Origin of the sequence: Novosphingobium sp. (assembly GCF_031417815.1) — a bacterium.
GTDB lineage: Bacteria > Pseudomonadota > Alphaproteobacteria > Sphingomonadales > Sphingomonadaceae > Novosphingobium.
This window is the reverse complement of record NZ_JANOWI010000035.1, coordinates 35,144-48,602: the sequence shown is the minus strand read 5'-3', so window position 1 is coordinate 48,602 and position 13,459 is coordinate 35,144. Positions and strand designations below refer to the sequence as shown.

At 62.6% G+C, this 13,459-nt stretch carries 12 protein-coding genes; 7 read left to right on the top strand and 5 right to left on the bottom strand.

Annotated features, from left to right (window positions below; all coding sequences use genetic code 11):
* Positions 1–68 precede the first annotated feature (68 nt).
* The 7 genes from dusB to hflX all read left to right on the top strand — a co-directional run bounded on the left by dusB (position 69) and on the right by hflX (position 9,308).
* Complete coding sequence (dusB, locus tag RMN99_RS08485) at positions 69–1,085, top strand: tRNA dihydrouridine synthase DusB (RefSeq protein WP_309622872.1); 1,017 nt, start codon at positions 69–71, stop codon at positions 1,083–1,085.
* Positions 1,082–2,170: an ATP-binding protein gene (locus RMN99_RS08480; RefSeq protein WP_309622871.1), complete on the top strand. Its 1,089-nt coding sequence runs from the start codon at positions 1,082–1,084 to the stop codon at positions 2,168–2,170. Before dusB ends, RMN99_RS08480 begins: the two co-directional genes overlap by 4 nt.
* Positions 2,167–3,573, top strand: a complete 1,407-nt coding sequence (locus tag RMN99_RS08475) for a sigma-54 dependent transcriptional regulator (protein WP_309622870.1) — start codon at positions 2,167–2,169, stop codon at positions 3,571–3,573. Before RMN99_RS08480 ends, RMN99_RS08475 begins: the two co-directional genes overlap by 4 nt.
* Positions 3,574–3,695: 122 nt before the next feature.
* Entirely contained in the window at positions 3,696–5,852 is a 2,157-nt protein-coding gene (locus RMN99_RS08470; RefSeq protein ID WP_405029550.1) for an ATP-binding protein, read from the top strand.
* A gap of 21 nt (positions 5,853–5,873) precedes the next feature.
* Positions 5,874–7,277, top strand: coding sequence for a sigma-54 dependent transcriptional regulator (locus RMN99_RS08465; protein WP_309622868.1), 1,404 nt, complete (start codon positions 5,874–5,876; stop codon positions 7,275–7,277).
* Between the two features lie 142 nt (positions 7,278–7,419).
* Complete coding sequence (gene hfq, locus RMN99_RS08460; protein ID WP_309622867.1) at positions 7,420–7,980, top strand: RNA chaperone Hfq; 561 nt, start codon at positions 7,420–7,422, stop codon at positions 7,978–7,980.
* 53 nt (positions 7,981–8,033) lie between these two features.
* Complete coding sequence (hflX, locus tag RMN99_RS08455; RefSeq protein ID WP_309622866.1) at positions 8,034–9,308, top strand: GTPase HflX; 1,275 nt, start codon at positions 8,034–8,036, stop codon at positions 9,306–9,308.
* On the opposite strand, the gene mazG is transcribed toward hflX, so the two are convergent.
* The 5 genes from mazG to metG are packed head-to-tail and all read right to left on the bottom strand — an operon-like array spanning position 9,285 to position 13,432.
* Positions 9,285–10,079, bottom strand: coding sequence for a nucleoside triphosphate pyrophosphohydrolase (gene mazG / locus RMN99_RS08450; RefSeq protein WP_309622865.1), 795 nt, complete (start codon positions 10,077–10,079; stop codon positions 9,285–9,287). The two genes, hflX and mazG, sit on opposite strands and share 24 nt — an antisense overlap.
* A gap of 53 nt (positions 10,080–10,132) precedes the next feature.
* Positions 10,133–10,318 (bottom strand): hypothetical protein, encoded by a 186-nt coding sequence (locus RMN99_RS08445; protein WP_309622864.1) that lies wholly within the window; start codon positions 10,316–10,318, stop codon positions 10,133–10,135.
* Positions 10,315–11,082 (bottom strand): MBL fold metallo-hydrolase, encoded by a 768-nt coding sequence (locus RMN99_RS08440; protein ID WP_309622863.1) that lies wholly within the window; start codon positions 11,080–11,082, stop codon positions 10,315–10,317. The genes RMN99_RS08445 and RMN99_RS08440 overlap by 4 nt, the downstream gene beginning before the upstream one ends.
* Positions 11,079–11,855: a TatD family hydrolase gene (locus tag RMN99_RS08435; RefSeq protein ID WP_309622862.1), complete on the bottom strand. Its 777-nt coding sequence runs from the start codon at positions 11,853–11,855 to the stop codon at positions 11,079–11,081. Before RMN99_RS08435 ends, RMN99_RS08440 begins: the two co-directional genes overlap by 4 nt.
* Positions 11,855–13,432 carry a methionine--tRNA ligase gene (metG, locus tag RMN99_RS08430; protein ID WP_309622861.1) on the bottom strand — a complete coding sequence of 526 codons (1,578 nt, stop codon included), beginning with the start codon at positions 13,430–13,432 and terminating at the stop codon, positions 11,855–11,857. Before metG ends, RMN99_RS08435 begins: the two co-directional genes overlap by 1 nt.
* Between the last annotated feature and the right edge of the window lie 27 nt (positions 13,433–13,459).

Here is a 13,459-nt window from a genome sequence, read left to right as displayed (position 1 = left end):
CCTGCCGGTATAGACTTGCCCTGCGCCGCGCAATTCCCTATGCGCTGCCCAAATTTTAGGCAGATGTCATGACCGTCCTTCCTGTTCCTCCGGCACTGGCCCCGATCAAGGTCGGCCCCGTCCAGATTGATTGCCCGGTGATCCTTGCGCCGATGACCGGCGTATCCGACTTGCCGTTCCGCCGCCTCGTGCGCCGCTTCGGCTCAGGCCTCAACGTTACCGAGATGATCGCCAGCCCGGCTGCAATTCGCGAAACGCGGCAATCGCTGCAGAAGGCGATGTGGGATCCGGCCGAAGACCCGGTCTCGATGCAACTGGTCGGCTGCGATCCGGTGCAGATGGCCGAAGCGGCACGGTTGGTTGAAGATCGCGGCGCGGCGATCATCGATATCAACATGGGCTGCCCGGTGAAGAAGGTGGTTAACGGTGATGCCGGTTCGGCGCTGATGCGCGATATTCCGCTTGCCACGGCGTTGATCGCGGCGACGGTCAAGGCGGTCAAGGTGCCGGTTACAGTCAAGATGCGGATGGGCTGGTGCCACGATAGCCTCAATGCCCCCGAACTGGCGCGGATCGCTCAGGATCTGGGCGCGCAGATGATCACCGTCCACGGCCGCACCCGCAACCAGATGTACCGGGGCGAGGCGGACTGGGCGTTCGTGCGCGCGGTCAAAGATGCGGTCTCGATTCCGGTGATCGTCAACGGCGATATCTGCACCATCGAGGACAGTGCCAAGGCGCTCGCGCAATCGGGCGCGGACGGGCTGATGATCGGGCGCGGTGCCTATGGTCGGCCGTGGTTGCTGGCGCAGGTAATGCACTGGCTGGATACCGGGCAGCAGCTGGGAGATCCTGATATCGATGTGCAGTTCGCGCTGGTGCTCGAACACTATCAGATGATGCTTGAACACTATGGCCGCGAAACCGGCAGCAAGATGGCACGCAAGCACCTCGCCTGGTACACCCGCGGGTTGCCCGGATCGGCGGCGTTCCGCAACCAGGTCAACTTCATCGACGATCCCGAAGAAGTGGTGCGCCGTCTGCACATCTTTTACACCCCGTTCCTGAGCAGGGCCGCGGCGTGAACGGCGATACGCAGCGCCAGCTTGCCAGCCTGACGCTGGGGGTAGTGCTGCTGGCTCCGGGGCAAGTGATCGCAGCCGCGAATCCCGCAGCCGAGCATCTACTGGGCCAATCGTTTCGGCGGCTAAGCGGGCGTCCGCTGGCCGAAGTGCTGCAATTTGACGAAACCCGCCTGTCCGAACGGTTGGGGGAGGACGATGCCCAGCTTTCGGCGCGTGCAACCAGCATCTCCGTCGTCGGGCAGGGCCGGCGCAAGGTGGACGTTACGCTCGCGCCGCTGATCGATCGCGCGGGCTGGCAAGTGCTGAGCCTACACGACATTGGCGGGGCCGAAGCGATGCGCGAAACGCAGGGCTCGGGCGAGGACCGCCCGATCCGCGCGCCCGAAGTGCTGGCGCATGAAATCAAGAACCCGCTGGCCGGGATTCGCGGCGCGGCGCAATTGCTGGGGCGCAAGCTGCAAGGCAGCGATCTGGCGCTGACCGGCCTGATCGCCGATGAGGTCGATCGGATCGCCAAGCTGATCGACCAGATGCAGTCGCTCACCCGCCGCTCGGTCCCGGCGCTGTCGCCCTGCAACCTCCACGAAGCCGTGCGCCGCGCGCGCAGTGTGATCGAGGCCAGCGGCAAGGCTCCGGTGATCATCGAGGAATTCGACCCCTCGCTGCCTTCGGTGCTGGGCAACGGCGATGCGCTGGTCCAGGTGATGATCAACCTGCTGTCCAACGCGGTTGAAGCGGCCGCTGCGTCAGACAAGCCTTGGATAGCCGTGCGCACCCGCTTTGCCAGCGGGCTGCAATTGCACCGGGCCAGCGATGGCACGCCGGTGCGCTTGCCGATCGAACTGCGCGTCAGCGACAATGGGCCCGGGATCGCGGCGGGCATGCGCGACCATGTGTTTGAGCCGTTCGTTACCTCGAAGAAGAGCGGTCAGGGGCTGGGCCTGGCGCTGGTCCGCCGCCTGGTCTTCGACATGAACGGGCGGATTACGCATGACCGCGACGAGGGCGAAGGGTTGACCCATTTCCGCGTCCACCTGCCGATCGCTGATCCCCGCCGGGCCGCGATCAAGGAGCAGGCGGCATGAGCGTGCTGCTGGTTGAGGACGATCGCTCGATCGCGCTGGTGATCACCGCCGCGCTTGAGGCAGAAGGCTTTGAAGTTGCTCACTGCGATAGCGTGGCTGAACGCGACCGGCTGTTGCATGCGCGCACGTTTGCGGCGCTGGTTACCGATGTGATGCTGACAGATGGTGACGGGATCGAGACGCTGGGCGCGGTGCGCGCTGCTGCGCCAGACATGCCGATCATCATCCTTTCGGCGCAGAACACGCTCGATACGGCGGTGCGCGCCAGCGATACCGGCGCGTTCGAATATTTCCCCAAGCCGTTCGACATAGACGAACTGGCCCGCACCGTGCGCCAGGCCGTGGGCAACGCCGAAGGACGCGGGACAGGGGCCGATGACGTGCCGGTTGCCGGCCTGCCTTTGGTCGGACGCAGCGCGCCGATGCAGGCGGTCTACCGGATGATTACCAGGGTGCTGCGCAACGATCTGACCGTGCTGGTGCTGGGCGAAAGCGGTACCGGCAAGGAACTGGTCGCCGAAGCGATCCACCAGTTGGGCCAACGCAAGGCCGGGCCGTTCGTGGCAGTCAACACGGCCGCGATCCCGGCGGACCTGATCGAAAGCGAGTTGTTCGGGCACGAGAAGGGCGCCTTTACCGGCGCCGTGGCACGCCACACTGGCAAGTTCGAGCAGGCCGATGGTGGTACGCTGTTTCTCGACGAGATCGGCGATATGCCGCTCGAGGCGCAAACCCGGTTGCTGCGGGCGCTGCAATCGGGCCGGATCCGCCGGGTCGGCGGGCGCGAAGAGATTGCGGTCAATGTGCGGATCATCGCCGCCACCAACCGCGATCTGGCCCCGATGATTGCTTCGGGCACGTTCCGCGAGGATTTGTTCTACCGGCTCAACGTCGTGCCGATCACGCTCCCGGCCCTGCGCGAGCGGGCCGACGATGTGCCCGCGCTGGCGCGCCATTTTCTGTATCAGGCGGCGGATGAGGGCCTGCCCAGGCGGCGGCTTGACGATGGTGCGGCGCAAATGCTGGCGCGCCAGCCGTGGCGCGGCAACGTGCGCGAACTGCGCAATTTCATCTACCGCCTCGCGCTGCTGATGCGCGAAGAGCAAATCGATGCGGCTGCGCTCGAACCGTTTCTGGCCGAACGCGCGGAGCAGGCGGCAGGCCCAGCCACAGGTGCCACGCTCGACAGCGCGGTGGCCAGCTGGTGGCATGGCGCGCGGCCACCTGCGGGCGAGCTCTATGATGCGGCGCTGGCTGCCTTCGAGCGGCCGCTATTCATCCATGCGCTGCGCGAAACCGCCGGCAACCAGCTTCAGGCAGCGCGGTTGCTGGGCATAAATCGCAATACCTTGCGCAAGCGGTTGACCGATCTGGCGATCGATCCGGTCGAAATTCAGCGCTGAGGCGAGCGTGGCGCAAGGCGAATTGCCTTGCATATCCGCAACACAAGTGTTGTATTTGCGCAACGATGTCTCAATCGAATGTCCTCGACCGCCGGCGTACATGGCCCCGCCTTTGGCGACAATTGCAGGTGGCTGCGCGGCGCTCGAACCTGTTTGCCGTTCTCGAACTGGTATCAGTTCTGGCGTTTCTGGGCATGACCGCGCTGACCTGGACCCAGATCACCGAGCGTTCCACCGATGGCCGCCTGCTGCCGAGCGAAGTGGCTGCTTCATTGCTGCTTGGCACGCTGGTCCCGGCCATGGCGATCCTCGTCCTGTTGGGCCGTCGGCTGGCGCTGCAGCGTGCGGCCGAACAGGTTGGACGCAGCGGCCAGTTGCATGTCAGGCTGGTGTTCCTGTTCTCACTGATTGCCGCGGTGCCGACGCTGCTGGTGGTGATTTTCGCTTCGTTCCTGTTCCAGTCGGGCTACGAATTCTGGTTCTCGGACAAGTCGCGTGGGTTGCTTGAAAACGCCAATCAGCTGGCGCGCGGTTATTACGATCAGACCAAGCGCGACATGGAATACGAATCGCTCGCCATGGCGGCGGACCTTGGCGAAGAACTGCGCACGGTTCCGTTCGGCAGCCCCGAATTCCAGGACTATTACCTGTACCAGGTGCTCCACCGGAAGATTGACGAATCCACCATCCTGCAAAAGCGCGCCGATGGCGGGATCGACAAGGCCGCGTTCACCCGCGGTGATGCCCCGCTCTCCGAGATCTCGAGCGACGTGCTGCGCCAGCTCGACAAGGGTGAGAACATTTCGGTTTCATCGAGCGACAACATGATCCGCGCGGTGACCCCGATCGACCGGCGCGCCGGGATCTACCTTTACACAGTTCGCAAAAGCGACCTGCTTTCCGGCGGCTATGCCCAGAACATCGTGCGCGCCTATGACGAGGTGAAGCAGAAAACCCGGATCCAGCAGCTCCGCTTCAACGTCTATCTGTTCGTCGCCAGTCTGGCGCTGGTCGGGTTGGCGGTGTGGTTTGCGCTGCGCTTTGCCGATCGGCAGGTGAAGCCGCTCTACGATCTGGTCGACGCCGCGCGCGAAGTGGGGGCGGGCAATTTTTCAATGCGGGTGGAAGGCCGGTTCGGGGCAGACGAGGTGGGCCTGCTCAACCGTGCGTTCAACCGCATGACGCAGCAACTGGAACGCCAGAACCAGGCCTTGCTGGGCGCCAACCAGCAGCTTGATGAGCGCCGCGCCTTCATGGAAGCGGTGCTGGAATCGGTGACCGCCGGGGTGGTCAGCACCAATGCCAAGGGGGCAATCCAGCTGATGAACGGCTCGGCGCAAAAGCTGTTGCTTGAACGCGGCGCCGATGCGCCGATCGGACGCTCGCTGGGCTCGCTGGCCCCGCAAATTGCCGCGCTGGCTGAAACCGGCGAGCAGGGCGGGATCGTGCAATATGCCAAGGGCAACGATCTTTTGACGCTGGCCGTACGATCGAGCACCTCGGCCACCGGCAGCGTGATCACGTTTGAGGATATCACCCGGCAGCTGCTCGATCAGCGCCAGGCCGCCTGGTCCGATGTGGCGCGCCGTATCGCGCACGAAATCAAGAACCCGCTGACCCCGATCCAGCTCGCCACCGAACGGCTCAAGCGGCGCTATGCCAAGCAGCTTACCACCGATTCGGGGCTGTTTGAGGAACTGACCGGCACGATCATCCGCCAGGTTGGCGAACTGCGCCGGATGGTCGATGAATTCTCCTCGTTCGCGCGGCTCCCCAAACCGTTGTTCCGCGGCGAGGACCCAGTCGATCTGGCCCGCCAGGCGCTGTTCCTTCAGGAAGTGGCGCATCCTGATATCAATTATGATTTTGCCGCCGATGCCGACATCGGGATCATTGCCTGCGATCGGCATCAATTCGGTCAGGCGATGACCAACGTGCTCAAGAACGCCGCCGAAGCAGTCGAAGCCAGGGCCAAAGCCGAGCACGATGGTTTCCGCGGGCGGATCGCGGTCCGGCTTAAAGGTGCTGCCGAGGATGTCGTGGTCACCATAGCCGACAACGGCACCGGCCTGCCGCAAGACCGCGAGCGGATTGTCGAACCTTATGTGACGACGCGCGAGAAGGGCACCGGTCTGGGCCTCGCGATCGTCAACAAGATTGTCGAGGAACACGGCGGGGAAATGATCTTTACCCCGGGCGATCCCGATGGAACGGTCGTGACGTTGCGCTTCGCCCGCGATCCGCTGGACGGGCAGCGCGGTAGCGAGGCCGCCGAATGAACATGATCGAGGTACGATACAATGGCGCTTGATATCCTGATCGTCGACGATGAACGCGATATTCGCGATCTGGTGGCGGGCGTGCTGAGCGACGAGGGCTATGAATGCCGCACGGCCGGCGACAGCACCACCGCGCTTGCGATGATAGACGAGCGCCGGCCAAGCCTGGTGTTGCTCGACGTGTGGCTTCACGGCAGCCCGATGGACGGGCTCGAAGTGCTCGACGCGGTCAAGAGCCGTGAACCCGAACTGCCGGTGATCATCTTTTCCGGTCACGGCAACATCGATACCGCGGTTTCGGCAATCGGGCGCGGCGCGCTCGATTTCATCGAAAAGCCGTTCGAGGCGGAACGTCTGCTGCTGCTGGTCGCCCGCGCCACCGAGACCGAGCGGTTGCGGCGCGAAAATGCTCGGCTGCGCGAAGGTTTCGTCACCTCGGACGAATTCACCGGCAATTCGAGCGCGATCAACCAGGTCCGCGCCACGCTGAAGCGGGTTGCCAATACCGGCAGCCGCCTGCTGATCGCTGGCCCGGCCGGTTCGGGCAAGGAAGTGGCCGCGCGGCTGCTGCACAGCTGGAGCCCGCGCGCGCATGCCGCTTTCGTAACGGTCAATTCGGCGCGGATCACGCCCGAACGATTTGAACAGGAGCTGTTTGGCGAGGAAGCCGGCGGCAAGCTGGTCCGCGCGGGGCTGCTGGAAATGGCCGATGGCGGCACGTTGTTCTTCGATGAAGTGGCCGACATGCCGCTTTCCACCCAGGCGCGAATCTTGCGGGTGCTGACCGAACAGTCGATCGTGCGGGTGGGCGGCACGCGCCAGATCCGGGTCGATGTGCGGGTGGTTTCGTCCACCTCGCGCGATCTGGAACGCGAAATTGCCGAGCGGCGCTTTCGCGAAGACCTGTTTTACCGGCTTAACGTGGTCCCCGTGACGATCCCCTCGTTGGCCGAACGGCGCGACGATATCCCGATGCTGGTCGATCACTTTTTCGCTCGCTTTGCTGCTGATCAGGGCATTCCGCCGCCTGAAGTCAGCGCCGAGGCGCTGGCCGCACTGCAAAGTTATGAATGGCCGGGCAATGTGCGGCAGCTGCGCAACATGGTCGAACGCACGATCATCCTGACCCCGCGTGAGCGGGTCGGGCGGATCGAGGCCGATATGCTGCCGGCCGAAATTCTGTCGGGCCGGGTTGGCAACGGCAATGGCCTGCCAAGCCTGATGGGGGTGCCACTGCGCGAGGCGCGCGAGAACTTCGAGCGGGAATACCTGCGCGTCCAGATCCGGCGCTTTTCGGGCAATATCTCACGCACGGCCAGCTTTATCGGGATGGAACGATCGGCCTTGCACCGCAAACTCAAGCTGCTGGGCATGGCCGACCGCCGCGAGGACGAACTGGACGACGAGTTCGATACGCACGGCTGATGCAAATTTGGCGCATTATGCCGTTTACACGGGACCGGATGCTCGGGTAGTTTCGCCGAATTGAAACCCGGCAAGCGCAGAATGCGTTCTTGCCAGCATGCGGGACGGCCCAAGCCGTCCCGCCAACAAGAAGGAGCCAATGATGTCCCCAGGCACGCTCAGCGCCCGTCCGCGTCCAGAAAAAGCAGAACCTGTTCCCATTCAGCCGCTTAGCGTTGGCGCAAAAGGGCAGAACCTGCAGGACCAGTTCCTCAACCTGTTGCGCAAGAACAAGGTCCCGGTGACCATGTTCCTGGTAAAGGGCGTAAAGCTGCAAGGCATCATCACCTGGTTTGACAATTTTTCGATCCTGCTGCGCCGCGATGGCCAGTCACAGCTGGTCTACAAGCATGCTATTTCTACAATCATGCCCAGTCAGCCGATCGATGCCGACATGTTCGGCGTCGCCGCGGAAGGGGGCAAGAAGGTCCGCCTGCTGCAGGACGTTTTTCTCTCCAGCGTGCGCCAGGCCGCGGTGCAGGTCACCATGTTCCTGGTCAACGGCGTGATGCTGCAAGGCCGCGTTGCCGCCTATGACCTGTTCTGCATGCTGCTCGAACGCGAAGGCTATGTGCAGCTGGCCTACAAACACGCGGTCTCTACGATCCAGCCCGTCACGCCGGTCGATCTGACCGGAGAGGCCGACCAAGGCGACGAAGACTGATCTTTGGTGAACAAACCGATGGCGAGGTGACCCGCGGGGCGCGGGCGGTAATCGTGTATCCGGAATTCAGGGTACGCGGCGGATCGGGCATTGATACCGCCGCGCGCCTTGAAGAGGCCCGGGGGCTGGCACTGGCGATCGGCCTCGTCGTGGTCGATGCCATGGCGATCCCGATCCGCGAGGCGCGGGCTGGCACACTGTTTGGCGAAGGCCAGATCCAGAACATCGATGTCGCCTGCAATATGGAAGACGCGGGGCTAGTAATCATCGATGGCGCGCTGACCGCGATCCAGCAGCGCAACCTGGAAGATAAGCTCAAACGCAAGGTTATCGACCGGACCGGGCTGATCCTCGAGATTTTTGGCGAACGTGCGGCAACCGCCGAAGGGCGCTTGCAGGTGGAACTGGCGCACCTAGATTACCAGGCCGGGCGCCTGGTGCGCAGCTGGACCCACCTTGAGCGCCAGCGCGGCGGATTTGGCTTCCTGGGCGGCCCGGGTGAAACCCAAATCGAGGCCGACCGCCGCCTGATCCGTGACCGGATGGCCAAATTGCGGCGCGAGCTCGATCAGGTCCGCCGCACCCGCGGCCTCCACCGCAGCCGACGTGAAAAGGCGCCGTGGCCGGTAATCGCGCTGGTCGGCTATACCAACGCCGGAAAATCCACATTGTTCAACCGGCTGACCGGGGCTTCGGTGATGGCCGAAGACCTGCTGTTTGCCACGCTCGATCCCACCATGCGGCGGATCCGTCTGCCGGGGGTGGACAAGGCGATCCTGTCGGACACTGTGGGGTTCATTTCCGACCTGCCGACGCAGTTGGTGGCGGCATTTCGCGCGACGCTGGAAGAAGTGACCGCTGCCGACGTGATCGTCCACGTCCGCGATATCGCCAATCCCGATACCGCCGCGCAGAAACGCATGGTGCTCGAAGTGCTGGGCGAGCTTGGCCTGACCGAGGAAGAGGGCGCAGTGCCCATGGTGCCGATCATCGAGGCCTGGAACAAATGGGACCTGCTTGGGGATGAGCGCGCGGCCGAGTTGACCGAGCAGATCGCAGCGCGGCCCGAGGCACCGGTCGTGGCGGTTTCGGCGCTGACCGGGGTAGGGTGCGATGCTCTGCTTGAAGCGGTCAGCAAGCTGCTGACGCAGGGCGCGCTGATACACAGCTTCCTTGTACCGGTGAGCGACGGTCAAAGACTTGCCTGGCTTCACGCCCACGGTGAGGTGGTGGCCGAGAATGATGCCGGGGAGGATGAACGCGGGCCGCTTCGTGCCCTCGATGTGCGGCTCGAACCACGTGAACTAGGGCGTTTTTCCCGGCTCTGACGCCTTGACCGCTTGCCACAGCGCTTCCTGCTGATCGAGCGTCAGTGCAGCGAAATCCTGTCCGCTGGTCGCGGCCAATGCTTCCATCGCCCGAAAGCGCCGCTCGAATTTGGTATTGGCAGCGCGCAGCGCGTCTTCCGGAGCAACACCATAGGCGCGAGCAACGTTGACGGCTGCGAACAGCATATCGCCGGCCTCTTCGGTGCGTTCTGCTTGCGTTCCTGCTTGAACCAGTTCGCCGATTTCCTCGGCCAGCTTGTCCGCGGGACCGGCCGTATCGGGCCAATCAAAACCCTGCCGCGCCGCGCGTTTCTGAAGTTTTTCGGCGCGCATCAAGGCGGGAAGGGCGAGGGCAACGCCATCAAGCGCGCCGATGGCGCCCTCGGCCTCGCGCTCGTCGGCCTTGAGACGTTCCCAGCGCTCTTCGCGGCTTTGGCCAAGATCTGGCGCATCGCCAAAAATGTGCGGATGGCGGGCTTCCATCTTGGCGCTGATGGCGGCGGCCACATCGGCAAATGTGAACAGGCCAGCTTCCTCAGCCATGCGGGCATGGAACACGACCTGCAGCAACAGATCGCCCAGTTCGCCTTTGAGTGCGGCCATGTCGCCGCGAGCGATCGCATCGGCAACCTCGTAGGCTTCCTCGATCGTGTAAGGCGCGATCGTGGCAAAACTTTGGGCGCAGTCCCATTCGCAGCCGCGCTGCGGATCGCGCAGCCGGGCCATGATCGCCAGCAATCGAGCAAGAGGGGGAACTGGGGTTTTGGACATATCAGATTGATAATATATATTATGTTAAATACTGAGGGGGCCCGAAAGGCCCCTCATGCGCCAAAACGCTGGATCAGGACGGTCAGCGCGCCGATGATGATCAGCCAGATGAACGCCATCTGCACTTGCTTCTGTCCGCTCCATCCGGTGCGCCCGACGCTGGCGCGCATGCCGCGCCAGCTGAGCGCCAACGAACCGAGCGCGCCAATCAGCATCACGACTGCTGCGGTGGTCATCATGCCGCGATCTCCAGCCCATCATAGCCGACGTGGACATGCGCCGGCACTTCGGTTTGCAGCGTGGCATAGTCCAGCGATTTGTCGAGGTGCGTCAAAATGCCCTGGCGCGCGCGAGTGGCTTCGATCAATTCCAGCGACATCGCCAGATGCGCGTGCGTTGGATGCGGATCGCGGCGCAGGCAATCGGTGACGAGCACGTCCACGCCGCTGAAAAGATCGATCATCTGCGGGGTAATCTGGCTGAAGTCTGTCGCATAACCAATTGATGTACCGTCACAATCGAATCGATAGGCCGTTGTTTCGCTCGGTCCATGCGGCATCTGGCAATGGCGCACGCCAAAGCCTGCGAACATCCGCAGCCGGTCCAGCGTATCCAGCTCGATCAAGGTCGGATAACCGTGCTGACCGGCAAAAGCATAGCCAAACCGGCCGCGCAGGATCCGGGCGATTTCGCTGTGGGCAAAGCCCGGGATCGGTCCGGCGCGGCCATAGCGCAGCACCCGCAGATCATCGATTCCATGGCAGTGGTCGGCGTGCTCGTGAGTCCAGAACACCGCGTCGATCCGGTCGATTTCGTTGGCCAGCAATTGCATGCGCAAATCGGTGGAAGTATCGACCAGCAGGCGCGCACCGGCGGCATTTTCAACCATGATCGAGACGCGTGTCCTGCGGTTCCTTGGCTCCTCAGGATCGCACAGACCCCAATCGTTGCCGACGCGCGGCACCCCGGTAGACGTGCCACTGCCCAGCAGCAGAACCTTCACAGGGCTGCCTTTGAGAACAACCGCGCGAAATTGCGCGTGGTCGTCTCGGCCAGCGCTTCGGGCGAAACTCCCCGCAGTCCCGCCACAAAGCGCGCGGTATCGGCGGTAAAGGCCGGTTCGCAAACCCGCCCACGGTGCGGCACCGGTGCCAGAAACGGCGCATCAGTTTCGACCAGAATTCGGTCTTCGGGAAGATGCGCAGCAATCGCCTGCAAGTCCTTGGCATTCTTGAAGGTCACGATGCCCGAAAGCGAGATCGTAAGGCCCAATTCAAGCACTTTGGCGGCAAAGTCTGCAGAGGCCGTAAAGCAGTGGATCAGGGCGGGGTACGCGCCCTTCCCCATCTCTTCGGCCAGGATCGCGGCAGTATCCTGCTCGGCATCACGGGTGTGGATTATCAGCGGCAATCCGGTTTCGCGCGCGACCGATATATGCCGCCGGAACAGGGCCTTCTGGGTCTCGCGATCGGAATGATCGTAATAATAGTCGAGCCCGGTTTCGCCGATCGCGATGACCCTTGGGTGATCTGTCGCCGCCAGCAGCGCGGCTTCGCCCAGATCGGCGTGGCCATCGGCTTCGTGCGGATGGATGCCGACCGAGGCCCAGACATCGGCTTCGCGCTCGGCCGTGTTGATCACCTGGTCCCATTCGCTCTGGCGGGTCGAAATCGAGAGGAAGCCCCCCACCCCGGCGGCGCGCGCGCGGGCCAGCACGCCTTGCTGATCCTCGACCAGGCCTTTGTATTCAAGGTGGCAGTGGGAATCGATCAGCATCAGCCCGCGTCCTCCACCGAAAGTTCAAGCCGAGGAAATATACCAACAGGTTGCGTTACCGTAAATCCGCTGGCGACCAAGCGGACGAACCAGTTAGGATCATTCAACGCAGCAAAATCGCGCTGATCGGCAGCTATCCCAAGTTGATCGAGCAACTTGTCAGCAGCGTCCGGAACTACAGCGCGAATTGCAATTGCCAGGTCACGAACGCAGCGAAACAGTGTCATCAGCACCGCTGTCATGCGCTCAGGATCGTTCGTGCGTAGTGCCCAAGGCGCTTGGTCATCAACATATTGATTGCAGGCAAAAACTGCGCGCATCCACGCTTCGATCCCGTCACTGAACGAAAGAGAATCGAAGTTCCAAACCAGCGTGCCGATGTTTGCACGAACGGTACTCTCCAGTTCAGTGTCTGCCGCGCTTGCATCCAGATCGCTTCGCAAAACACCACCAAGGTTCTTGAAGATCATCGAGAGGGACCGCTGCGCCAGATTTCCAAAGCTGTTTGCGAGCTCTGCATTCGCCCGCAAAACAATTGCTTCCGGTGAATAGCTGCCGTCCTGCCCGAAGGCGACTTCGCGCATCAGGAAATAGCGCAGCACATCGACGCCAAACCGCTCCGCAAGGTCGATCGGATCGGTGACATTGCCAAGCGACTTGGATTCCTTCTGGCCGCGATTGAGCAGGAACCCGTGGCTGAACACATGGCGCGGAATGTCGATTCCGGCGCTCCACAGGAAAGCTGGCCAGTAGATCGTGTGGAAGCGGGTGATATCCTTGCCGATCAGGTGCAGGTCAGCCGGCCAATACCGCGCAAAATCGCTGTTTTCGTCTGGGAATCCAAGGCCGGTGAGGTAATTGGTCAGTGCATCGACCCACACGTACATTACGTGCTCGGAGCCTCCAGATGCGCCGCTGCCCGGCACCTTGACACCCCAGTCGAAACTGGTCCGCGACACTGAAAGATCACGCAGACCGCCTTCGACGAACCGCATGATTTCATTGCGGCGGCTATCCGGGCGGATGAAATCGGGCTGCTCGGCGTAGAGCTTCAACAGGCGTTCGGCATAGTTCGACAGGCGGAAGAACCACGATTCCTCGACTGTCCATTCGACCGGCGTGCCTTGCGGCGAGAGCTTCTCGCTCCCCGCGTCTTCGATCAGTTCACTTTCGTCGTAATAGGCTTCGTCGCGAACCGAATACCAACCTTCGTAGCGATCGAGATAGAGATCGCCATTGGCTTCCATCCGTCGCCATAATTCTTGGCTGGCGGCATGATGGCGCGCTTCGGTGGTGCGCTGAAAAACATCGTACGACACATTGAGATTGTCGCACATATCAATGAAATATTGCGACATTTCATCAGCAAGTTGCTTCGGCGTCTGGCCCAGTTCGCGCGCCTTTTGTGCCATCTTGAGGCCGTGTTCGTCGGTTCCGGTCTGGAACCGCACATCGCGCCCCTGCATCCGCTGGTGGCGTGCGATCACATCGGCGGCAATTGCTTCATAGGCGTGGCCGATATGCGGTTTGCCATTGGGATAGGAAATGGCGGTGGTGATGTAAAAAGGCTCGGCCATGGCCGTTTCTGGTCTTTCCAAAGCGGG

What these genes read in the sequence shown, in the direction of transcription:
- dusB (WP_309622872.1), top strand. Translation starts at nt 69, where the DNA reads ATGACCGTCCTTCCTGTTCCTCCGGCACTGGCCCCGATCAAGGTCGGC.
- RMN99_RS08475 (WP_309622870.1), top strand. Translation starts at nt 2,167, where the DNA reads ATGAGCGTGCTGCTGGTTGAGGACGATCGCTCGATCGCGCTGGTGATC.
- RMN99_RS08465 (WP_309622868.1), top strand. Translation starts at nt 5,874, where the DNA reads ATGGCGCTTGATATCCTGATCGTCGACGATGAACGCGATATTCGCGAT.
- hfq (WP_309622867.1), top strand. Translation starts at nt 7,420, where the DNA reads ATGTCCCCAGGCACGCTCAGCGCCCGTCCGCGTCCAGAAAAAGCAGAA.
- mazG (WP_309622865.1), bottom strand. Translation starts at nt 10,079, where the DNA reads ATGTCCAAAACCCCAGTTCCCCCTCTTGCTCGATTGCTGGCGATCATG.
- RMN99_RS08445 (WP_309622864.1), bottom strand. Translation starts at nt 10,318, where the DNA reads ATGATGACCACCGCAGCAGTCGTGATGCTGATTGGCGCGCTCGGTTCG.
- RMN99_RS08435 (WP_309622862.1), bottom strand. Translation starts at nt 11,855, where the DNA reads ATGCTGATCGATTCCCACTGCCACCTTGAATACAAAGGCCTGGTCGAG.
- metG (WP_309622861.1), bottom strand. Translation starts at nt 13,432, where the DNA reads ATGGCCGAGCCTTTTTACATCACCACCGCCATTTCCTATCCCAATGGC.